The organism is Sorangium sp. So ce836 (genome assembly GCF_028553905.1).
GTDB lineage: Bacteria > Myxococcota_A > Polyangia > Polyangiales > Polyangiaceae > Sorangium > Sorangium cellulosum_D.
This window is the reverse complement of record NZ_CP102233.1, coordinates 6,953,769-6,976,158: the sequence shown is the minus strand read 5'-3', so window position 1 is coordinate 6,976,158 and position 22,390 is coordinate 6,953,769. Positions and strand designations below refer to the sequence as shown.

Genomic DNA, 22,390 nt, shown 5'->3' with positions numbered 1-22,390 from the left:
CTCAATCCAGGTGTAAACCGCCGTTGATATCGAGCAGCTCCCCGGTGATGAAGCCAGCCAGGGGCGACGACAGGAACACAACGGCGTGCGCGATCTCCTCCGGCTCGCAGAAGCGACCGACGGGGATCTGCTCCAGCGTCCGCTGCCGCTGCTCCTCCGTGAGCTGCTCGGTGATCATCTTGGTCTTCACGTAGGCCGGCGCGATGGCGTTCACGGTCACGCCGTGCGGCGCCAGCTCTCGCGCGAGCGAGAACGTGAGTCCGCCGAGCGCGCCCTTGGACGCGGTGTAGGCGGTGCCGGCCGTGAGCCCGCCGGTCTTCATGGCCACCGAGCACATGTTGATGATGCGGCCCCACCTGCGCTCGCGCATGGAGGGCGCCCACTCGCGGCTCAGGTGGTACGGTCCGTCCAGGTTGACGGCCATGATCTTGCGCCACTCCTGCGGAGTGGTCTCCGCCAGCTTGTGATTGGAGAGCACGCCCGCGTTGTTGACCAGGATCTCCACCGCCCCGACGCGCTCGCGCACGTCGGCGCACGCGGCCTTGACCTGCGCCGAGTCGCTCAGATCGAACAGGATCGGGTAGGCGCCATCGCCCAGGGAGGCCGTCACGGCATCGAGCGCCGCGCGATCCGCGTCCGCCAGCACCACGCGGTGGCCTTCGGCGAGCAAGAAGCGCGCGATCGCCGCGCCCATGGCGCCGCCGGCGCCCGTCACCATCGCGACGCGGCTCGGGTTGTTCGTCTTGTCCTTCGTTTCGATTCTAGTTGGAGTCATCTTCTCTGCTCAGCAATCCGCGAGCGCGCCCAGGTAGTCGCGCACGCCCGTATGTTCCAGCAGCCTGCCGTACGTCGGCAGCTCCGCGACATGACCACCGGCCACGAACAGGAAGCGCTCGCAGTGGTCACGCATGATGTCGATGTGAAACGGCTCGTAGGGATGTACGCACAGCATGACCACGCGGCCGCTGGCGCGGAGCTGCTTGAAGAAGCTCAGCATGAAGCCGATGTAACCGTCTTGCGTGCTGAACTGCGGCTCGTCGAAGATGTGCACCAGCGGGTAGTCGGACCCCGCCGGCTGCAGCATGAAGTCGGGCTTGGTCTTCTTGACCGAGCGCACCTGATACGACTGGTGATAGTGAATGACCAGGCGGTCACGCTCGCGGTACTTCACCGTTTGTATGTCGCGCCCGCCGCACAGGATTTGACCGCTGGTCGGCACGTCGCTGCCCGACAGCATCTCGAACAAGGTCGTCTTGCCGGCGCCGTTCGGCCCCATCACGCCGATGATCTCCGGCCCTTCGATCGCGAACGAGGCGCTGAGGCTGAACGTCTGCTTCCTGGCGAACAGGCCGCGCGAGTACGTCTTCTTCAGGTTCCGCACCTCGAGGACCGGCGTCGTCATGACAGCTCTCCCAGCAGGCGTGCGTCCTCTAGCAGCGCCTTGGCCGGCCCGTGGTGCACGACGCGGCCGCCGCGGATGACGTACGCGCGATCGCACACCGCCAGCGCGCTGCGCACGTTTTGTTCCACCACCAGCACGCCGATGCCCTCGTCGCGCAGGCGCGCGATGGTCTTCATGACGTCCTGCACCAGCTTGGGCGCCAGGCCTTGCGACGGCTCGTCCAGCAGCACCAGGCCGGGACCGCCCAGCAGGGCGCGGCCGATGGCGACCATCTGCATCTCGCCGCCGGAGAGGTTCTCGCTGTCGCGATCGAGCAGGTACTCCAGCGCAGGGAACAGGCCGAACACCTCCTTCTCGCTCCAGCTGCGGAACGCCGTCTTCTTCTTGCCCAGCTGAAGGTTGGTCCTCACCTTGAGCGCGGGGAAGATGCGGCGATCATCCGGCACCCAGCCGATGCCGGCGCAGGCGATGTCGCTCGTGGCCGCGCGCGTGATCTCGCTGCCGCCGAAGCGGATTGCCCCGCGGCGAGCCGGCGTGAGACCGAGGATGGAGCGCAAGACGGTCGTCTTGCCGGCGCCGTTCGGCCCCAAGAGCGCCACGGCCTCGCCCTTGCCGACGCTCAGATCGACGCCGAACAGCGCCTGCGTCTCGCCGTAGAAGGTCTCGATACCCTGGATTTCAAGCATCCGCCGGCGCTCCCAGCTTCGCCCGGCGCACCCACGGATCCGAGCGCAGCTCGTCGGGCGTGCCCTGCGCGATCACCTGGCCCCAGTGGATCACCGATACGCGATCGGCCAGTCGGAACAAGAAGTCCATGTCGTGCTCGATCATGACGATGGTGAAGCGGCGCTTGAGCGTGAGGATCAGCTCCAGCAGCCGGTCGCGCCCTTCGGCGCCCATGCCTTGCGTCGGCTCGTCCAGGAAGAGCACGCGCGGCTCCGCCGCGACCGCCACGGCGATCTCGAGCGCGCGGCGCTGGCCGTAGGGCAGGTCGATCGATTTGCTGTCGAGGCGCTGGCCGAGCCCCACCTGCTCGACGACGCGGATCGCCTTGTCCATCGCGGCCGAGTCGGCGGCGACGCTCTTGAACGGGTTCATGCCGGAGCGGCGCATCTCCGGCACGGCGAACAGCACGTTCTCCAGCACCGTGAACTCGTCGAACAAGCTCATGATCTGGAACGAGCGCGCCACGCCCCTCTGCGCGATCTGCCGCGGCGACAGGCCGGTGATGTCCTGTCCATCCAGCAGCACCTGCCCGCGATCCGGCGGGAAGTGACCGGTGAGCACGTTGAAGCAGGTCGACTTGCCGGCGCCGTTCGGGCCCATGATGCCCGCCAGCTGGCCCTGTTCGAACGACAGCGTGATGTCCTCCAAGACCACCCGGTCGCCGAAGCGCTTGCTCAGGTGGATGGCCTCAAGCAGAGCCATTTTCAGCCTCCGTGGGCAGCCGCTCGGATCCCGCCGCGCGAGATCCGCGCGAGAGCTTGGCGCGGTAATGCTGAAACGCGCCGGCGATGCCCTCGGGCTGGAACAACACCACCGCCATGAAGAGCAAGCCGTACCAGAGCAGCCAGGTCTCGGTCGCGGCGCCGAGCAGGTCGCGCGCGACGATGAACACCAGCGCGCCCAGCACCGGCCCCCAGAAGCTCACGGTGCCGCCGCCGATCAGCACCGCCATGACGATGAAGCCGGAGCTGTGCACGTTCATCACGTCCGGATAGGCGCTCTCTTGCGCCACGGCCAGGAGCCCGCCGGCCAGCCCGGCGAACACGCCGGAGAGCGCGATCACGGCCCATTTCGTGAGCCACACGTCGTAGCCGACGAAGCGCGCGCGAGGCTCGTTCATACGGATGGCTTGCAGCGCCTTGCCGAACGGCGAGTGCACCAGGCGCCACAGCGCCACGATCGCGAGCGCCAGGATGGCGAGCACCACGTAGTACAGCGTGGCGTTGTCCTTCAGATCGAGCCCAGCCAGCGCCGGCCGGCGAATGTCGAGCAAGCCGTCCTCCCCGCCCGTGATCGAGTGCGCCTTCATGGCGACGAACCAGAACACCTGCCCGCAGGCGATGGTGAGGAGGGCGAAGTAGATGCCGCGCCGGTGCGCCACGAGCGCCCCGACGAGCGCAGCGCCGAGGCCGCCCGCGGCCGCGCCGAGCGCCAGGCAAACCAGCGGGTTCTGCGACCAGCTCAGGTAAGACAGGCCGTAGGCGTAGGCGCCGACGCCCAGGAACGCGCCCTGGCCGAACGCGGGCAGGCCCGTGTAGCCCATGAGCAAGTTGTAGCCGAGGGCGTACAACATCCAGATCGCGACCTCGATGCCGAGGTACTGGTAGAGCCCGACATGCTCGGCCCAGAGCGGGAAGGTCGCCATCGAGGCCAGCGTGATCAGCATGGGCCTCGTGACCCAGGCTTGCCCGCGACCCTTCCGGCCTCTGGTGGTGACGGGTGTGTAAAGCGGCATCGATCAGGCCTCGAGCGCGCTCTTCTTACCCATCAGCCCGCGCGCGCGGACGCTGAGCACCAGGATGAGCAAGAGGTACATGGACATGACCGACCACTCGGCGGCGTATCCACCGGTGATGCCGACCGTGATGCCGACGAGCAGCCCGGCGAGCACGGCGCCCCAAAAGCTACCGACGCCGCCGAGCACGATGATGAGAAACGAGGGGATCACCGCGTCCACGCCCACGTGCGGGCGCAGGCCCCAGATCGGCGTCAGGACGATGCCGGCCAGCGCCGCCAGACCCGCGCCCATGGCGAACACGAACAGCCGCAGTCGACCGATGTTGATGCCGAGCGCGCGCACCATCTCGGCGTCGTGCGCGCCGGCCTTCACGCGGGCCCCGTAGGGCGTCTTCTCGAGGAACAGCCACACGAGCGCCATCATCACGACGCCCAGAGAGGCGGCGAAGAACCGATACCTGGAGTAGACGAGGTCACCGGCCATGAACGCGCCGTTCACGGCCTCCGGCACCGGCAGCTTCTTCTCGCCCGGGCCCCACACGATGCGAATGCCTTCTTCGAGCACCAGGGAGGCGCCGAAGGTGAGCAAGAGGCCGTACTCGGGCTTCTTCCCGTATGTGCGGCGGACGCAGCGCTCCAGGCCCATGCCCACGACCCCGAGCAGGAGCGGCGCCACGATCAGCGCCAGCGCGTACCTGAGCGCCAGCGGCAGCTCCAGGTACGTGCCGGCCGCCTCGCCCATGAACCCGGGATTGATGATCTCCACCGCCAGGTAGGCGCCGAGCGCGAACAGCGAGCCGTGCGCCAGGTTGATCACCTCCATGACGCCGACGATGAGCATGAAGCCGAGCGCCAGCAGCCCGAACAGAATGCCGAGCGAGACGCCGTTGATCAGGTGGGGCAGCACGGCTTACGGCTCGTAGACGGGCGTCGACTCGAGCGGCTCCAGCTTGCACTTGGCGTCCGCGTCCTTGTCGACGACCTGGCTCGGATCGGCGTGGCTGAGGATCTTGAACAGCGCGTCGGGGTTCTGGGAGTCGAGGTCGGCGGTGGCCAGGTAGATGGTCTGCTGCAGCTGGTGCGTCGCCGGGTTCATGTAGGCGTCGTGGTGCTGCATGCGGTCTCTGGCTGAAATTTTCAGGCCCTCCAGCTCCTTGATCACCGCGTGGTTCTTGGTGGTCTTGGCGCGCTCGACCGCCTCCAGCAGCGAGCGGGTCGCCCAGTAGCCGTTGTAGAACACGTTGCCCGGCGTCTTGATCTTGGAGTCGGGGTTGGCCTTGGCGTACCTGGCGTTGAACTCCTTGACCCCGGGCAAGTCGAGCCCCTGGTACCATGTCGTGCCGAACACGCCGAACAGGTCCGTGCGCGGCAAGCCGTAGATGTCCGGCCAGTCCTGCTGGTTGTTGATCCAGGCGTACTTGTCGCCCAGCTTCATCTGCGCGACCTGCGCGCGCAGGGCCTTCAGGTCGTCACCGCCGACGGCAGCGGCGATGACGTTCGGCGCCTTCTGCTGCACCTTGAGCAGGATCGCGCTGAAGTCACGCGTGCCTTGCGGCACGAGGATCTCGTCGATGATCTCGCCGCCGCTCTCCGTCACCACCTTCTTGGTGGCCTTGGCGGTGTCGTGACCCCACACGTAGTCGTTGGTGAGCAAGAGCCACCTCTTGCCGAACGCCTCGATCGCGCCCTTGGCGGAAGCCTGGGTGAAGTTGCTGCCGTTGGCGTCCCACACGAACTTCACGCGGTGGCAGTTCTCGCCGGCCTCCGTGGCGGAGCTGCTGTTCGTGTTGAGGTAGATGACGCCGTACTTCTGCGCCACCTGCGAGATGGCGTTGGCCACGCCGGAGCTGACGCCGCCGACGAGGAAGGCGACCTTGTCCTGCTTGATCATGCGCTCGGCGACGCGGGATCCCGTCGCCGGCGTCGTCTCGGTATCCATGTGCACCCACTTCACGGGCCGACCGAGCACGCCGCCCTTGGCGTTGGCCTCTTCGATGGCCATGATGATGCCGCGCTTGTCGGAGTCGCCGCTGTTCGCATACTGCCCGCTGGCGTCCGCCGTGATGCCGATCAGGATCGGCGGCTTGCCTGATTCCGCCTGCGAGGACGAAGCGCCCTCGGCACCCGCCTTCTTGCTGCACGCCGCCGCGAGCACGCAGAGCGCGCCCACCGCCGCCAGGTTCAGGGTGCGAGAGGTCATTTCCCGAGCTCGACGCCGTTCTGCTTGCAGTGGGAGGCGACCATGTGTCCGACCAGCCCGTCCGAGTAGCCGGAATTGAGCGCGGACACGAGCGAGTTGAGCACCGCCGGCCCCATCGGCGCCGTGAGCGGAACGTCCGCCACCATGCGGTTGTAGTAGCGGAGATCTTTGGCGGCGTTGGCGAGCGTGAAGTTGAGCCCGCTGAAGTCGCCGCTCTCCAGGATCTTCGGCACGATCAGCTGGAAGATGCCGCTGTTGGCGCCGCCGCTGCCCACCACCTTGGCGAACTTGCCGAGGTCGACGCCCGTGGCCGCGCACGCGCACATCGCCTCCGCGATCAGCGCCGCGTGCCCCATCGTGATGAGGTTGTAGATGAGCTTGGTGCGGGCGCCGGAGCCGACGCCGCCCATGTAGAAGATGTTCTCGCAGAACGCTTCCAGCACCGGCCGCACGTCAGCGAACGTCTGCTCGTCGGCGCCGACCATGGTGTTCAGCTTGCCGGCCTCGGCGTCCTTCGGGCTGCGCGCCAGCGGTGCGTCGGCGTAGGACGCGCCGAGCGCCGCCAGATCGTTCGCGACGCGCTCGCTCATGGCCGGCTCGCTCGTGGAGCAGTCGAGCAGGATCATGCCTTTCTTGAAGGCGCCCAGGATCCCGTTCTCTCCGTACACGACCTGCTCGACCTGCGGAGCGCCGGTCACGCACAGGATGACGAGATCGGAGGCTCCGGCGATGGCGCGCGGCGTCTTGGCCTCGCTCGCGCCTTGCGCGAGCAGGTCTTCGATCGGCTTGCGATTCCTGTGAGCCATCACGGTGACGGGGAAGCCCTTGGCCAGGAGGTTCTTGGCCATGCCGTGTCCCATCAAACCCACTCCGACGAACCCGATCTTCTTTGCCATGATGAACTCCTACCAGGGCGCTGATCGCAGGATCTTCGCCTCCACGCGCTCCGATTTGTTCTCGCCAGCGGCTCTGGCCCAGGGAGCTCTGTCGTAGAATATTTGTTCTATTTTGTCAACCGTTAGAACACGGTCCCACAGCGGTTTTCAGAGGGGTCTGGTACAGCCCCGAGCTTGCCCGCAGAGCTCGTGGCACAGGATGTGCCTGGGGCGCTCGCATGGGCGCCGACGGCCTCAGGGCCAGCGCGTGAGAGCCTCTAAATATTCAATAACAATCATGATTTCATGCGCTCATGCTGTTTGGGATGCAGTGAGTTTGCAACTTTATGCACTTTGATGCGCTCGCCCTCCGCCTACAGCCTCGACCTCCCGCCGGCGAATCGTTGATGCCCTACGCCAATGTCGACAGGAGCTGGGCGAGCGCGTTGCCGCCGCTCCGAACGCCGTTCAGCAGCGCTTTTTAGAATTTTTATTTCAATTTTTATCGTCTTGGACTACTCGTTCCTGTCGCTGCGTGCGCCGCCGGCTGCGCTCCACGCCGGCCTTCGTTCGAGATCCAGGCAGAGGAGATCGACAAGCGTGCTTCATTCAAAGAGAGTCGTGCGAGCCCTCGTGGTCTGCGCGGGCGTCGTGCCCGCGCTGCTGTCGTCGTTGCCGGCGCGAGCCGAGATCTTCCTGCTCAAGAAGGAGAAGGCGGACGACTGGGAGGTCTCGACGAGCGGCCGCGTCGACGCCTACCTCAACTGGATCGGTGGCGAGACGATCGACGCGGATGGCCTAGGCAACGAGGTCGACCCCGACGACCCTGCCTCGACCGATCGGTACATCCTGGTAGGACCGCAGATCTCGATCCGCGGCAACCCGACGCCCGCTGGCGCCGTCGGCAACACCGTCACTGACACGGATCTGAACACGTTCCGCATCCGCGGCGGGTTCGCCAGCACGATCCTGGCGTTCAACGTCTACAAGCAAGTTTTGCCGGACGTGAAGCTCACCATCAAGCTGGCGTTGTGGGCCGGCATTCAGAACGCCCAGAACAACAACGTGCGCCAGTTCAACGACGCGGCCTCGGTGGACTTCCGCGAGCAGTATGTGGACCTGTCCGGCAGCTGGGGCGCAGCGTGGGGCGGCCGCCGCCTCGGCCTGTTCAATCGCGGCGGCATGAGGATGAACTGGACTCTGATCCACCAGCACGGCGTGGGTCACCCGTGCAACGTGGACTCGTCAGGGGCGGCCACCTGCGGCCACACCGGCGTGGGCTCGATGTTCCCGTCTCGTCACGCGCAGCTCGGCTACGCCACGCCGGAGCTCGCCGGCGTGCAGCTCTCGGTGGCGGCGCTCGACCCGGCCATGATCGACGCCTCCTGGAATCGCACGGTCGCGCCCCGCTTCGAGGGCGAGCTCACCCTCCGCAGGGTGCTGGACGACAAGCCCGTCGTGAAGGACGAGGTCAACGCCTGGATCAATGGCCTGACGCAGATGGTCGGCCGCACCAAGGAGTCGCCGAGCAACCCGGACACGCAGGATCCTGGCATTCCAGCGGACGCGGTGCGCAACGTGTGGGGCGCCGGCGGCGGCGCCTGGGGTCGTTACGCCGGCTTCGGCATCGGCGCCACGGGCTGGTTCGGCGAGGGGCTCGGCACCGCGTGGGCGCTCGGCAACACGGCCATCGACAGCGTCGGCGAGCTGCGCACCCATTACGGCTACCTGGCAGCCGCGAACTACCGCGCGGGTAATCTCGAGGTCGCGGTCACCTACGGCTCCACCAACGTGGTGGAGACGGATTGGGACAGGGCCGCCTCGAACCCGGTCAAGATCAGCGTGATCGAGGAGGTGCGCGGCATCGGCGGGAAGATCGCCTACTACATGAACCCTGTGGTGTTCTCGATCGACGGCATGAATCTGAAGCACACCTGGCATCGCGGTGAGACGCAGAACGCCAACGTCGTCAGCGCCGGCGTGCTCGCAGAGTGGTAGCTGGAAGCATCGCGTCGCCTCCGCACACCAGCGTGCGGAGGCGTCATGAGGCGCTCGCCGGTTCGAATCCACCCGAGGCGAGCGCGGGGAGGATCTCGGCGAGGCGATCGAACGTCTCGCGCATGCCGGCCTCCATGCCGGACTGCAGGTGCGCGTCGCGATCGGCCTGGGACTGGTAGACGATCCGGCTCGTCAACGTCGTCTTCCCGTCGCGCTCATCGTACGTCGCCGTGGCGAGCATCTCGTGGCCCGGACCGAGCGGCTCGTAGTTCTCGGTACACACGACCCGCTCGGGCCGCACGATCTCTCGGTACACGCCCGTGAACCCGTGCTCGCTCCCGTCGGGCGCGCGCAGGACGTAGCGCCACCTCCCGCCCACGCGCAGGTCGATCTCGCAGACCGACATCGTGAGGACCCGGAGGCCGTACCAGCGCTTCACGTACTCTGGCTTCGTCATCGCATCGAACACGATGCTCCGGGGCGCCGCGAACGTGCGCGTGATGACGATCTCCCGCTCTGACCTGACGTCAAGGTTCGTCGTCTCCATCTTCACCCTTTCTCTTCGTTGCGTTGGATCTCGGCCAGCAAATCGTCGAGCTGCTCGAAGCGCTCGTCCCAGATGTCCCGGAAGCGCTCGAGCCACGCGCCGAGCTCGCGCAGCGGCGCCGCGCGCAGCCCGTAGATGCGCTGCTGCGCGCGGGGCTGGACGCCGACGAGGCCGGCGTCCCGCAGCACGCGCAGGTGCTTCGAGACCTGCGGCTGCGGGAGCGGCAGGCGGTCGCAGATCTCGCCGACCGGCAGGGGCCCGGCGCGAAGCAGCTCGACGATGCGCAGGCGGGTCGGATCGGCGAGCGCCGCGAACGTCTGCATCATCGACGACCTATATTCCATTCTCGGTATATGCTTGTCAAGGAATATACGTCTGAAAGTCCTGGAATTTGGCTTGCGTCAACCATGACTGATCTACACTTGACCAATTTTCGAAATCAGTCATTTATCAAGGCGCGGAGGGCGAGGGTGGCCGACGGAGATTTCTCGAAGCAGCGGCAGCGGGCCGAGCGGATCCTGGATGCAGCGGCGGAGCTGGTGCTCCGCTGGGGGTACAAGCGCGTCACCATCGACGAGGTCGCCAAACGGGCGAACATCGGCAAGGGCACGGTCTACCTGCACTGGAAGACGCGCGAGGCGCTCTTCCTGGCGGTCCTCGCGCGCGACGCCCTGCGCATGTTCGACAGGTTCGCCGAGGTCATGCGCGAGGATCCGGCGGAGATCCTGCTCCACCGCGTGATGCGGCGCAGGCTCCTCCTCCTGGAGGAGTATCCGCTGCTGCAGGCGCTGTTCTCCCGCGACACCGAGGTGCTCGGCAGCCTCGTCACCGACAGCACGGCGCGCCCGCTCCAGGCGAACAAGTTCGCTTACCTCCGCGAGTACTGCGGGCTCCTGCGGTCGCACGGGCTGCTGCGCACCGACGTGGATCTGGACGCCCAGATCTACGCGATCAACGCGGCCGTGCTCGGCTTCTACATGATCGATCCGCTGCTCGTGGCCGAGCAGCGGCGGCCGATCGAGGAGCGGGCCGACATGGTCGCCACGATGGTGCGCAGGGCCTTCGAGCCCCCCGAGCCCCCCGATCCCGGCGTCGTGCGCGCGCTCGCGCCCGCGATCGTCGACCAGTTCGACCAGCTACGCGCTCACTACGCGCGGTTCGCACACGGCAACATCACCTCAACGCGGGAGAGCCCCGAGGAGTGATCCGATATGAGCACGACCGACGTGACCCAGCCGACCCAGCCCACGCTGGACGCCTTCCTGACATGGCTCCGCGAAGCGCGGGAGTCCACCCCGGTTCTCCACGACGAGAAACAGCGCATCTGGCATCTCTACCGCCACGCGGACATCCTCCGCGTACTGTCCGATCCGGCGACGTTCTCGTCGGACATGTCCAAGTTCATCCCGCCGCAGGCCGACTTCGACCTGTTCTCCAGGGGCAACTTCGTCCGGATGGACCCGCCGAAGCACCGGAAGCTCCGCGATCTCGTCAGCCAGGCGTTCACGCCGCGCGTGGTGGCGGGGCTCGCGCCGCGGATCGCGGCCGTCACCGGCGAGCTGCTCGCCGACGTCGGCGACGCCGAGCGCTTCGACCTGGTCGGGAGCGTGGCCCATCCGCTGCCGGTGATCGTCATCGCCGAGCTGCTCGGCGTCCCGGTCGCGGACCGCGGAGCCTTCCGGACCTGGGCCGACTCGATGCTGTCGAGGGAGACCCAGGGCCCGGGCCAGTTGCCGGATCAGGCCATGTTGGACCGCCTCGGGCCGGTGCTCGGCGAGATGAACCGCTACCTCCTTGCGCACATCAAGCAGCGCCGCGAGCGCATCACGGACGATCTCATCGGCCAGCTGGTGCGCGCGGAGGTCGACGGGCACCGTCTGGAGGACGAGGAGATCGTCGGCTTCGTCGGCCTGCTGCTGATCGCCGGGCACATCACGACGACCGCGCTCCTCGGGAACGCGATCCTCTGCCTTGACGAGCACCCCGCCGCCGCGGCGGAGCTCCGGGCCGACCCGGCGCGGATCCCGGCGGCCATCGAGGAGGTGCTCCGCCACCGCTCGCCGTTCCCGCGGCTCGCCCGGCGGACCACGAAGGAGGTCGAGCTCGGCGGGCAGCTGGTCCCCGCCGAGCAGCTGATCATGCTGTGGATCGCCTCGGCCAACCGGGACGGCGCCCACTTCCAGGATCCCGACACGTTCGATATCCACCGCAAGCCCAACCAGCACCTGAGCTTCGGGCACAGCATCCATTTCTGCCTCGGCGCCCCGCTGGCCAGGCTCGAGGCCAAGATCGCGCTGGAGATCCTCCTCGACCGGTACCGGACGATCGCGGTGGCCAGCGACGACCGCTGCGAGCTCCACAACCCGTGGAACATGATCAGCGTCCGGCGACTTCCCGTGGACGTCCAGCGGAGCTTGCGCTGAAGGGGTAGGCAGCGCGCGCCGACCGAGGGGCTGCCCTACAGGAGGAGCTCCGCCCTCGAGGTCGAGTCCTCGAGATCGCGGGTGATCCGGAAACCGAGCTTCTGCGCGACGCGCTGCATCTCGGCGTTCTCGGCGAGGATATCGGCGCTGATGCGGGAGAGCCCCTCGTCCCGGGCGATCTGCACGAGGAGGCCGAGGAGCCGCGACCCGAGCCCCTTTCGCTGGTGCTCGTCGCTGATCAGCAGGGCGAACTCCGAGTCGTTGGTGCCGGGCAGCTTGCTCAGCCGGCCCACCCCGATGATCTCGCGATCGGCGCCGTCCGCGGGCGGCTTCTCGACGACCAGCGCCATCTCGCGGTCGTAGTCCACGAAGCAGACGCGCGTCAGCCGCTCGTGCGCGGTGCGCAGGTCGAGCTGCATCGGGTAGAAGTACCGGAGCCGTACGGTGCGCTCGGAGAGCGTCTGGTGGAACTTGACCAGCAGCGGCTCGTCCTCGGGGCGGATCGGGCGGATCGTGAACGCCTGTCCGTCTCGGCTCTTCAGCTCCGTCACGTACTGCGTCGGATACGCGCGGATCGCCGACCGGGGGAGCGCCGACGCGGGGGTGTCCGCCGGGTGCAGGACGACGCGCGCGTCGAGGGCGATCATCCGCTCGGCGCTCACGGCCAGCGGGTTGATGTCGATCTCGCGGATCCACGGCTGCTCGATCACCATCTGCGAGAACCGCACGAGCAGGTGCTCGAGGGCCGCGAGGTCCACCGGCGCGCGGCCGCGCACGCCCTTGAGGGCGCGGTAGATCTTGGTCTGCTCCATCATGCGCCGGGCCAGCGTCGCGTTGAGCGGCGGCAGGGCGAGCGCGCGGTCCTTGAACACCTCGACGAGCTGCCCGCCGGCCCCGAACAGGAGCACCGGGCCGAACTGCGGATCGATCGAGCTGCCGAGGATGATCTCGTAGGCGTCGTTCAAGGCGATCATCGGCTGCACCGTCACGCCCTGGAAGTGCTCCGCGCCCGCCTTCTGCGAGACGCTCTCGTGGATCTCCGCGAACGCCCGGCGGACGGCGTCGTCGTCGCGCAGGTTGAGCTTCACGCCGCCCACGTCGGTCTTGTGCGTGATCGTCGCGCTGTACAGCTTGAGGACGGCCGGATACCCCATCTCCCGGGCGATGGCCGAGGCGTCCTCGACGCGCTGAGCGACGGCGGTCTGCACCGTCGGGATGCCGTACGCCGCCATGAGCTGCTTCGACTCGAACTCATCCATGAGCGTCCGGCCCGACGCGCGGACGCCGGCGACGAGCGCCGCCGCCTTCTCGTGATCGACGTTCTGCGCGCGCTCATCCAGGCTCGGCGTCTCGTACAGGCCGCGCAGGTTGTACGTGTAGCGGTACATGGAACAGAACGCGCGCGCGGCGGTGTCGGGGTACTCGAAGGTCGGGATCCCGGCGCGGTTCAGGATCGACTTGCCCGCCTCCACCTCGGCGCCGCCCATCCAGCTGGCCAGGACCGGCTTGCCCTCGATGTGCGCGTGCTTGCGCAGGGCCTCGGCGGTCTCGGTCGATTGGGTCATGTCCTGCGGCGTGAGGATGACGAGCACGCCGTCGTTGTTCGGGTCCTTGGCGCAGATCTCGAGGGCCTTCTGGTAGCGGTCGGCGCCGGCGTCGCCGAGCACGTCGACCGGGTTGTTGCGGCTCCACGCGGCGGGGAGGAAGCTGTTCAGCTCGCCCAGGATCTCCGGCGAGATCGGCGCCAGCTCGCCGCCGTGGGCGACGAGCGCGTCGGTCGCGAGGACGCCCGGGCCGCCGGCGTTGGTGACGACGCACAGGCGGTTGTTGCGGGGCCGCGGCTGCTTGGCCAGCGTCTCGGCCATCGAGAACAGGTCCGCGATGTCGTTCACGCGCAGCACGCCCACGCGCCGGAACGCCGCGTCGAGCACCTCGTCCGAGCCGGTGAGCGAGCCCGTGTGCGAGGCGGCCGCCTTCGCCGCCGCCTCGCTGCGGCCGGGCTTGATCACGATGATCGGCTTGTTCAGGGCCACCTCGCGGGCGGCCGACAGGAACGATCGCGCGTCGCCGATCGATTCCATGTAGATGAGGATGCTGTTCGTCTTGGGGTCGTTGCCGAGGTAGTCGATGAGGTCGCCCCAGCCGACGTCGAGCATCGAGCCGACGCTGACGAACGCGCTGAAGCCGACCTGTTCCTGGAGGCTCCAGTCGAGCACCGCGGTGCAGAGCGCGCCGGACTGGCTGATGAACGCCACCTTGCCCGGCCGCGCCTGCCCCTTCGCGAACGTGGCGTTGAGCCCGCCGATCGGGTTCATGACGCCGAGGCAGTTGGGGCCGATGATGCGCATCTTCCCGCGGGCGCGCTCCATGATCTGCCGCTCGAGCGCGACGCCCGGAGGGCCCATCTCCTTGAAGCCGGCGGAGATGACGATGGCGCCGGGGACGCCGGCGTCGACGCACTCGCCGAGCAGGCCCGGCACGCTCGCGGCCGGCGTCACGAGGACCGCCAGGTCCACCTTGGCGGGGACGGCCGCGATGCTCGGGTAGGCCTTGATGCCGAGGACGCTGGACCGCTTGGGGTTCACCGGGAAGACCGTCCCGCCGAACGGGTTGCTGATCAGGTTCCAGAGGAGGGTGCGGCCGACGGCGCCGCTGTTCTCGGTCGCGCCGATGACGGCGACGTTCCGCGGCTTGAAGATCGGGTCGAGGCTCTGAAATTCCTGACGAAGCACGTCGTGGGCGCGGTCGGTCGTGGGCAGGGGATCAGGCATGACGCTCCTCGGGAGGCTCTGCTTGGCGGTGTCGCCGCGGGTGCTCCTCGGCGCGTCGCCCGGCGGCGACGGCGGCTGTCTTGCCACGCGGTCGGGCTCGGCGCACCGGCCGTCTCGTGGAGGATGCGAGAAGCAGATTCCGTGCCCCGAGCAGGCCCCGCTCGGCCGGCGGGCTCAGCCATCGAGTCGTCATGGCCTCACCATCGAGGGGCAGCGCTGGCCGTGTCGCCCGGGCGAGCCGCGGAGCTTCGGCTCGCAGCCCGCCCGGCGCGGCGGCCGGCTCAGTCCCAGATGTACTGCATCACGTCGAACGAGTCCTTGTGCCAGACGAAGAGCCCGTCACTGATGTAGTGCGGGTGATGCTCGCCGCCGCACATCACATAGCCTTGCAGCGGGTCGCAGTGCGGGGCGCCGAAGAGGTGCCCGGTCTCGTGGACGGAGATCAGCTGGCTGACGCCCACGTTCAGAGCGGAGCTGAACTGTCCGCTCACCTGCACGCCGAGCCAACCGCACGCGGCGCCGCCGCCGTATTCGGGCGTGAGGCCGATGAGGATGTCGAACCCGTGGTGGTCGGGATCGGTGATGTTGCCATTGAGCTCGTCGATGTCCCAGTCGCGGGTCAGGCCGAGGGCGGTGCGCCCGTAAGCGCCGGCGTGCTCGCAGAAGCCGCCGCTCGACGGGTTGTTCGGGAGCCCGCCGACGGCGTGGAAGATCTGCCGGATGCCCATCATCTCATCGAAGCCGTTCGGGTAAAGCACGTAGGTGCCCGAGCTCGATCCCGGGCTCGACGGGGTGAAGAGCTCGGTGGGCCGCGTGAACGCGTCGAGCAGGTAGGCCTCGGCGGTGCCGGTGTAGCCGATCGCGTCGAAGTAGTCCTGATCGTAGACCACCGCGTTGAAGAGCACGTCGCTCGCGCCGATCGTGAACGCACCGCCGGTGAAGGAGGTGTCGACGGACGCCGTGCCGCCCGCCGGCTCGACGCGCACGCCGGAGAGGGTGTAGGCGCTGCGGCCGAGGGCGAAGCGCTTGCCCTGCGCCGCGTCGACGAGGATCGGCCCCGCCGTGAGCGTGACCTGCTTCGTCTCCCCGGCGGCGAGCGAAGCGCTGACGCTGCCCGCCTCGACGTTGGTGAAGTCGTTGAACCGGGCGCTCGTGACGCGGGGCCGGAGCACGGCCGTGCCCGCCGCGGTGCCGGGGTTCGTCACCGTGAGCGTGATCTTCAGCGGGTCTCCCTTCACGGGCGCGAGGCCCGCCTGGTTTGTCACGGCCACGGCCATGACGTTGGGCTCGAACCCCGCGGCGGCGTCCACGACGTCGAGCCGGTCGAGGAGGTGCGGCCCGCTGCCGGACGGCACGTTCACGGTGACGGAGAACGACAGATCGGACGCCCCGGTCGCCAGCGCCAGCTGGACCGCCGAGGGCACGTTGAACGAGAGCCGATGGAACGTGCCCTGCGCGAGGCCCGTCAGCGGCTTGGTCCCGAGGGTCTGCGACACGCCCTTCGAGGGCGCCTGCACGGCGAGCGAGATCTCGCCGGCCCACCAGGGGTTCGGCTGCACCGACGGCACGCGCACGTCGAGCGAGACCACGCTCTTGATCGGCTCGCTGATCGCGAGCGGCCCGCTCTGGACCACCGTATACGCGGCGTTCGCGACCGAGAGCGCGCTCGCGCCCTCGACCCGCGTGGTGCTCAGCGACAGCGTGCCCGCGCTGGCCGTCCAGCCGGTCAGCGTCTCGAACCCGAGCACCGCGGCCGCGGCGGCGCTGAGCGCCGAGGCGGACTCCCCGCAGTCCTCGCAAGAACCCACGTCCTCCTCGAGAGCGCAGCCCGACAACATGATCCCCATGCAGAATGCAGCTGACGCGTACGAATAACGCATTCGAATCCTCCTCGAAGCAGTGCGGCCGGGCGCCATGGCGCCTCTCTCTCACGGCCCATTCGCAGCCCATTTGACGATGAAACGGAATTGCGATTGATCGAGATCGATCGTCGACGGAGCGCGAATCGTTTGTATCGACGATGTGTGGATAGGAGTCGTCTCGTGGGCTGTCAAGCGCGCGTACACGCTGCGATCCATGCGTTCATCTCGGGGATGATGCCTGTTAATTATTCTTAATTAGTGTTGCGCTCCGGTGATCGTCGACTGGCCACCTCCTGCGGTCGCGCCGCTTCTCCTCCCCTCGGACCGGCGGCGCGGGCCGGGCGCGGACGACCGCGGCGCCGCGGCCCGCCCGCGCGGCGCTCGCCGCGCGGGCCGCGAGGGCAGGGGACCTTCGGCCCCGCTCGCCCTCAGGCCCGGCCTTCGCCCGGGCCGCCGCGCCGCGCCGCGATCAGGAGCGAGACGGCATCGAGGATGCGCTCCACGCCGAAGTGAAATGCGTGCTCCGGGCTTGACGCCCCTTGATAGGCCTGACCCGCGGATTGTCCGACGCGCGTCGCCACGGGGAACCGCTTCGCGTCGACGACCTTGTCGAGCAGCGGGGCGGTGGCGACCCACCACTCCACGTCCGTCATGCCGCTCTCCTGCCGCGTGCGCCGCGCGCTCGCCTGCGCTCGCGCCGTGCCCTCGACGTGCGTGAGCAGGAGGGTGAGCACCGAGTCCATCTCCACGTCGGTGAGGCCCAGGCCGTCGAGCGGCCGCAGCTCGGCCTCGTACTTGAGCGAGGCGTTCGGCCCGATCACGGGGCGCGCGCTCACGATCTCGAGCAGCCACGGGTGCCGCTGGTAGAGCTCCCAGTTGCGCGCGGCGATGTATCCGAGCGACGCGCGCCACCCGCCCGGCTGCCGCGAGGGCGCGTCCACGTCGTCGTAGAGCTCGCCGTAGACCGTGTCGATCATGAGATCGGTCAGCTCGGCCTTGCTGGGAACATGCGTGTAGAGCGACATGGTCCCGACCTTCAGCTGGTCGGCGAGGTGCCGCATGGAGACGGCCTCCAGCCCGCGCGCGTCGGCGAGCGCGATGGCCGCCGTCACGATGGCGCGCACCGTCAGCCCCGACCTCCCGGGCTTGCCGTGAGAGCCCCAGAGCAGCGCGAGGCTCCTCGCCGGGTCGACAGCGCGCCCTTCACCCTCGCGCGGCGCGCGCTGGCTGGCCGGCTTCGCGGGGCCCTTCCTCATCGAGACGCCCTCGCGCCCTCGGGCCCGACAGCGGCCCGCCGAGCCGCGCCGTGTGTGGTGCACATCACGGAACGCCGCATCGGCGGGAGTATGGGCGGGAGCGAAGCGGCACGTCAACGCAAGACGTCGCCGCCGGGCCGACCGCCGCGCGGCCACCTCCGCGCGGCGTCCCCGCGCGGCCAGAGAATGAGAGGGCTCGTGGCGCAGCCGCCCGCGCTCGGAGCGCCCGGAGCCACCAGGCCGGGCGTGTCACGCGCGCCTTCCCGTGCCCGGCCAGCGGGTGTAATAGCGGAGCGTGTCTCACCTCATTTCTGTCCAGCTCCCGCTCGCCGCCGCTCGCCGCGCCTCCAGCGGCGATCCCGGCGGGGGCTCCGGTTCGAGCGGCGCGGGCGCGGCCGGCGGCGGTGCCGGCACGGGCGCCGCCGGCGCAGGGGAGGGGGAGACAGAATGATTCGAGGATGTCAAGTCGAATCACCGCGCCTGCAGCGCGCGACCGGAGATCCCTTGTGCGGGCCGCTCGCCTTCCCGGAAGAGGATTGGGCCATCGATGATGTCTCCACGCCTCGAGGGGCCCGCCTCCGGTCGACCGCGCACGGCGGCCGGCACCTCGCGAGCTCGGGAGTGACGAGCACGTGAGAGAGGACAAAGGCGGGGAATCCGGGCGGCGCGCCGAGCAGCGCAGAACCTGGCGAGCTGCCGCTTCGGAGAGGCCTTTTCGCGCGCCGCAGGCGGCGCTGGCGCGATGAGGGGCGTGTCGCTCACCTCCTGCCACGGAAGCGCCGATGGTGAGATCAGAACGGACCTTGGCGGGAATAATAACAACGCCTAGATCTCATCAAGTTCGTCGGGTTACTTACGGGCTCGAAGGCTGACACTGTTGGAAGAAATTTTCAGCCGTGGTCGACAGGTCCGCGGCTCCGTTGATTCAACACGAAGCGGACCACTGCAGGCGCACGTCTTCGAGGGATATCGGTCAATGCACAGGAGCGGCCTGCCTCGGCGCCGGATGACACGGCCGGCGCTCGGCGCGGGCGAGCCGACCAACACCGGTCAGCCGCATCAACGAGGAAAATACCGTCATGAGCTATGCACGCATTGCCATCAGGAAGGGTCGAATCGGACCCTCGCTACTCTGCTTGTTGCTCCCCCTGTCGCTCGCCACGTTGACCGCCTGCGGGTCGGACGCCGAGAAGGGCGAGCCGGGCGAGCAAGGCCCGCCGGGCGAGCAGGGGCCGCCGGGAGAGCAGGGGCCGCCGGGAGAGGACGGTAATCCGGGAGAGAACGGCGCGTCGGACGGGCCAGGGGCCGACCCGGGCAAGTACGTCTCGACCGAGGGCGGCGCGGGTCGCTTCGCCCTCGCCGTGAACGGCGAGGTTCCTCCGCTGGTCGTCAGCGCCGACGATTACGAGGGCGTGCGCCGCGTCGTGGACGACCTCGCGGCGGACATCCGGCGGGTGACCGACGCCCCGGCGCAGGTCGAGAACGAGATCCCCGCGTCGGCGACCGAGGTGGTCATCATCGGCACGCTGGGCAAGAGCCCCCTCATCGATCAGCTGGAGGAGAGCGGGAAGCTCGACGCCTCGACGCTCACCGGGAAGTGGGAGACGTTCGTCACGCAGATCGTCGAGGACCCGGTGGAGGGCGTGGAGCGGGCGCTCGTGATCGCGGGCAGCGATCAGCGCGGCGCCATCTTCGGCGCGTACGACCTCTCCGCGCAGATCGGCGTGTCGCCCCTGTACTGGTGGGACGACGTCCCGCCCCAGAAGAAGGGCGCGCTGTACGTGCTGCCCGGGGCCCACACCCAGGGTGAGCCCGCCGTGAAGTACCGCGGCTTCTTCGTCAACGACGAGAACCCCGCGACGGGCAACTGGGCGGCGAAGATGTTCGGGCCGGGCAAGGCGCCGAACTACCCGGGCGGGCTCAACCACCTCTACTGGGAGAAGGTCTTCGAGGCCGCGCTCCGCATGAAGGCGAACTACATCTGGCCGGCCGTGTGGGGCCGGGCGTTCGCGGAGGACGACCCCGAGAACCACAAGACGGCGACGCGCTACGGCATCGTGATGGGGACCTCGCACGAGGCCCCGATGATGCAGGGCATCGAGGAGTGGAATCGGCACGTCGTCCCCGAGGTGAAGGACGCCCAAGGCAACGTCGTCACCCCGAAGACGGACCCGTACGGCGGCACCGGCGACTGGCGCTTCTCCGTCAACGCGGAGGCGCTGAAGAAGCACTGGACCAAGGGCATCCAGCGCATGGCCGACGAGAAGATCGAGGGCGTCGTCACGCTCGGCATGCGCGGCCCGGGCGACGTGAGCCTGCCCCCGGAGGACGGCATTCCCCTGATGGAGGACATCATCGCCGCCCAGCGGAAGATCCTCGCGGACATCACCAAGAAGGACGTGGAGACCATTCCCCAGGTCTGGACGCTCTACAAGGAGATCCAGGGGTACTGGGACGCCGGCATCCGCGTGCCGGACGACGTCACGGTGGTCTGGGCCGACGACAACTGGGCCAACATGAAGCGCCTGCCGGCGCCCGGCGAGCAGCGGGCCGGCGGATACGGCCTGTATTACCACTTCGATTACGTCGGCGGCGGCCGCAACTACAAGTGGGTCGACACGACGCTCCTGCCCAACGTCTGGGAGCAGCTCCACCTCGCCTACAACTACGGCGTGGATCGGCTCTGGGTCGTCAACGTCGGCGACTTCAAGAACGAGGAGCTCCCGCTCCAGTTCTTCCTGGACTACGCCTGGAACCCGGAGCGGTGGCCGGTCGAGCGCATCGGCGAGTGGTACGAGCGGTGGACCGAGCAGCAGTTCGGCCCGGACTACGCGGACATCATCGCCGACATCCTGCACGGCTACTCGCTGCTCCAGTCGGATCGCAAGCCGGAGCTGACGAACCGGAAGATCACGGTCGATTACGACCTCCTGTACTCCGATCCGACGACCCAGCAGCCGGACCCCGACACCGCGGCCGTCACGTACGACGACAGCGCCAGCCCGTTCAGCCTCACCAACTACCAGGAGCTCGAGCAGGTCGCCGGCGAGTGGGAGTCGCTGGCCTCGCAGGCGGAGTTCGTGGCCAAGCTCCTGCCGCACGAGGCGCAGGACGCCTACTTCCAGCTCGTGCTCTACCAGGTGAAGGCGACCGCCAACCTGTACGCGCTGCGCCTGGCGGGCTTCAAGAACAAGCTCTACGCGGCGCAGGGGCGGGCGGCGACCAACGACATGGCCGCCGTCGCGGAGGCGCGGCTCCAGGACGACCTGGCGCTCTCCTACTACTACAATCACGATCTCTCAGGCGGCAAGTGGGAGGGCTTCCAGACGCAGCCGCACATCGGCTACGGCGCGCCTGGCAACCCGTCCTGGCAGCAGCCCGAGTACCAGTACAACAACATCCAGGAGTTCATCTGGCCTGAGCTCGTGTCGATCGAGGTCCCCGCGGCGGCGGAGCTCGGCGTGGCGATCGACGGGTCGAGCGACTACTGGACGGCGGGCGGGGGCAGCGAAGAGGAGCCCGTGCTGCCGGCGTTCAGCCCGTACCAGACGGCGCCCGAGCAGTACATCGAGGTGTTCAACCGCGGCAGCGAGCCGCTCGAGTACACGATCGAGGCCGAGCTGCCCGTCGACTGCCCCGCCGGCTGGGCCAGCTGGGGCGGCGGCGCCCCGTGCCCGCCCTGGCTGACCATCTACCCGAGCCACGGCGTCGTCGACAAGGAAGTGCGCGCCACGGTGCGGGTCGACTGGACCATGGCCCCCACGACGTTTCCCAACCCCGAGGATCCGTCGCAGCAGCTGCCGCTCCAGTTCCCGCTCGAGATCCCGATCACGGTGAGCGGGTCGGACGGCAGCTCGGTGGTGGTCAAGGCGCACGTCGAGGACCCGAGGAAGCTCGACTGGAAGCCCAACCGCTACATCGAGGCCAACGGCTATGTGTCGATGCAGGCGGAGCGCTACAGCCGCGCGATCGAGACGGACGAGATCTGGTGGAAGCAGATCCCGGACATCGGCCGCACCGGAGACGGCATCACGCCGTTCCCGGTGACGGCGGCGGCCCAGCAGCCCGGCGGCAACTCGCCTCGGCTCGAGTACGACATGCACCTCACCAGCAGCGGCCAGGTGAACGTCTATGTGTACGTGTCCCCCAGGAACAACTTCCAGAACTGGAAGGACGGGATGCAGTACGGCGTGTCGATCGACAACGGCGCGATCCAGCGGGTCAACATGACCCACGCCATCGAGCTCAACGGCAATGGCAACAAGATCTGGGAGCGGCACACCTCGGACAACGTCAACATCATGCGCACCAAGCACACGATCAACGCGCCGGGGGATCACGTCCTGAAGTTCTGGATGGTCCATCCTGGCGTGATCCTCCAGAAGATCGTGGTGGACACGGGCGGCGTGAAGGACAGCTACCTGGGCCCGCCCGAGAGCTACCGGATGGGCAACGGGACGGAATAGTCGCACGTCGGCTGTAAGCGACCTCGGAGGGCCCGCTGCGCACGGGGTGCGCGGCGGGCTCTCGCCGTTTGTGGCGCCCCGCTCTCGGCGCCCGCGAACCCTTTGCCCGGCTTGCGGCTGGTTGTAC

The 22,390-nt window shown here is 68.3% G+C and carries 17 protein-coding genes; 4 read left to right on the top strand and 13 right to left on the bottom strand.

The window, feature by feature from the left end; all coding sequences use genetic code 11:
- Position 1: 1 nt before the first annotated feature.
- The 8 genes from NQZ70_RS25345 to NQZ70_RS25310 form a co-directional block, all read right to left on the bottom strand.
- Positions 2-775 (bottom strand): SDR family NAD(P)-dependent oxidoreductase, encoded by a 774-nt coding sequence (locus tag NQZ70_RS25345; protein WP_165374149.1) that lies wholly within the window; start codon positions 773-775, stop codon positions 2-4.
- 9 nt (positions 776-784) lie between these two features.
- Complete coding sequence (locus NQZ70_RS25340; RefSeq protein WP_129576492.1) at positions 785-1,402, bottom strand: ATP-binding cassette domain-containing protein; 618 nt, start codon at positions 1,400-1,402, stop codon at positions 785-787.
- On the bottom strand, positions 1,399-2,088 hold the full coding sequence (locus tag NQZ70_RS25335; protein ID WP_129576491.1) for an ABC transporter ATP-binding protein: 690 nt from the start codon (positions 2,086-2,088) through the stop codon (positions 1,399-1,401). The genes NQZ70_RS25340 and NQZ70_RS25335 overlap by 4 nt, the downstream gene beginning before the upstream one ends.
- Positions 2,081-2,830 carry an ABC transporter ATP-binding protein gene (locus tag NQZ70_RS25330; RefSeq protein ID WP_129576490.1) on the bottom strand — a complete coding sequence of 250 codons (750 nt, stop codon included), beginning with the start codon at positions 2,828-2,830 and terminating at the stop codon, positions 2,081-2,083. Before NQZ70_RS25330 ends, NQZ70_RS25335 begins: the two co-directional genes overlap by 8 nt.
- On the bottom strand, positions 2,817-3,794 hold the full coding sequence (locus NQZ70_RS25325; protein WP_129576489.1) for a branched-chain amino acid ABC transporter permease: 978 nt from the start codon (positions 3,792-3,794) through the stop codon (positions 2,817-2,819). The genes NQZ70_RS25330 and NQZ70_RS25325 overlap by 14 nt, the downstream gene beginning before the upstream one ends.
- 72 nt (positions 3,795-3,866) lie before the next feature.
- A complete protein-coding gene (locus NQZ70_RS25320; RefSeq protein ID WP_129576488.1) occupies positions 3,867-4,772 on the bottom strand; it encodes a branched-chain amino acid ABC transporter permease in 906 nt (301 codons plus the stop codon).
- Positions 4,773-4,775: 3 nt separating this feature from the next.
- Entirely contained in the window at positions 4,776-6,065 is a 1,290-nt protein-coding gene (locus NQZ70_RS25315; RefSeq protein WP_129576487.1) for an ABC transporter substrate-binding protein, read from the bottom strand.
- Positions 6,062-6,961 (bottom strand): NAD(P)-dependent oxidoreductase, encoded by a 900-nt coding sequence (locus NQZ70_RS25310; protein WP_129576486.1) that lies wholly within the window; start codon positions 6,959-6,961, stop codon positions 6,062-6,064. Before NQZ70_RS25310 ends, NQZ70_RS25315 begins: the two co-directional genes overlap by 4 nt.
- 600 nt (positions 6,962-7,561) lie before the next feature.
- Here NQZ70_RS25310 and NQZ70_RS25305 point away from each other — a divergent pair.
- Entirely contained in the window at positions 7,562-8,938 is a 1,377-nt protein-coding gene (locus tag NQZ70_RS25305; RefSeq protein ID WP_165374148.1) for a porin, read from the top strand.
- A 43-nt stretch (positions 8,939-8,981) separates the two neighbouring features.
- Here NQZ70_RS25305 and NQZ70_RS25300 read toward each other — a convergent pair whose 3' ends face one another.
- Positions 8,982-9,485, bottom strand: a complete 504-nt coding sequence (locus NQZ70_RS25300) for an SRPBCC family protein (protein ID WP_129581568.1) — start codon at positions 9,483-9,485, stop codon at positions 8,982-8,984.
- 2 nt (positions 9,486-9,487) lie between these two features.
- Positions 9,488-9,811, bottom strand: coding sequence for a helix-turn-helix transcriptional regulator (locus tag NQZ70_RS25295; RefSeq protein ID WP_129576484.1), 324 nt, complete (start codon positions 9,809-9,811; stop codon positions 9,488-9,490).
- Between the two features lie 144 nt (positions 9,812-9,955).
- Here NQZ70_RS25295 and NQZ70_RS25290 point away from each other — a divergent pair, with 144 nt between their 5' ends.
- Entirely contained in the window at positions 9,956-10,690 is a 735-nt protein-coding gene (locus tag NQZ70_RS25290; RefSeq protein ID WP_165374147.1) for a TetR/AcrR family transcriptional regulator, read from the top strand.
- A gap of 6 nt (positions 10,691-10,696) precedes the next feature.
- The gene (locus tag NQZ70_RS25285; RefSeq protein ID WP_129576482.1) at positions 10,697-11,908 is read left to right on the top strand and encodes a cytochrome P450; all 1,212 of its coding nucleotides are present in this window, start codon (positions 10,697-10,699) and stop codon (positions 11,906-11,908) included.
- A 35-nt stretch (positions 11,909-11,943) separates the two neighbouring features.
- Here the strand turns inward: NQZ70_RS25285 and NQZ70_RS25280 are convergent, their stop codons facing one another.
- From NQZ70_RS25280 to NQZ70_RS25270, 3 genes are all read right to left on the bottom strand, one after another.
- Positions 11,944-14,679 carry a bifunctional acetate--CoA ligase family protein/GNAT family N-acetyltransferase gene (locus NQZ70_RS25280; RefSeq protein WP_129576481.1) on the bottom strand — a complete coding sequence of 912 codons (2,736 nt, stop codon included), beginning with the start codon at positions 14,677-14,679 and terminating at the stop codon, positions 11,944-11,946.
- A 281-nt stretch (positions 14,680-14,960) separates the two neighbouring features.
- Entirely contained in the window at positions 14,961-16,559 is a 1,599-nt protein-coding gene (locus tag NQZ70_RS25275) for a hypothetical protein (RefSeq protein ID WP_165374146.1), read from the bottom strand.
- Positions 16,560-16,969: 410 nt separating this feature from the next.
- Positions 16,970-17,797, bottom strand: coding sequence for a TetR/AcrR family transcriptional regulator (locus NQZ70_RS25270; RefSeq protein WP_207217941.1), 828 nt, complete (start codon positions 17,795-17,797; stop codon positions 16,970-16,972).
- A gap of 1,079 nt (positions 17,798-18,876) precedes the next feature.
- Here NQZ70_RS25270 and NQZ70_RS25265 point away from each other — a divergent pair.
- A complete protein-coding gene (locus tag NQZ70_RS25265) occupies positions 18,877-22,263 on the top strand; it encodes a glycosyl hydrolase 115 family protein (protein WP_165374145.1) in 3,387 nt (1,128 codons plus the stop codon).
- The last annotated feature ends 127 nt before the right edge of the window (positions 22,264-22,390 follow it).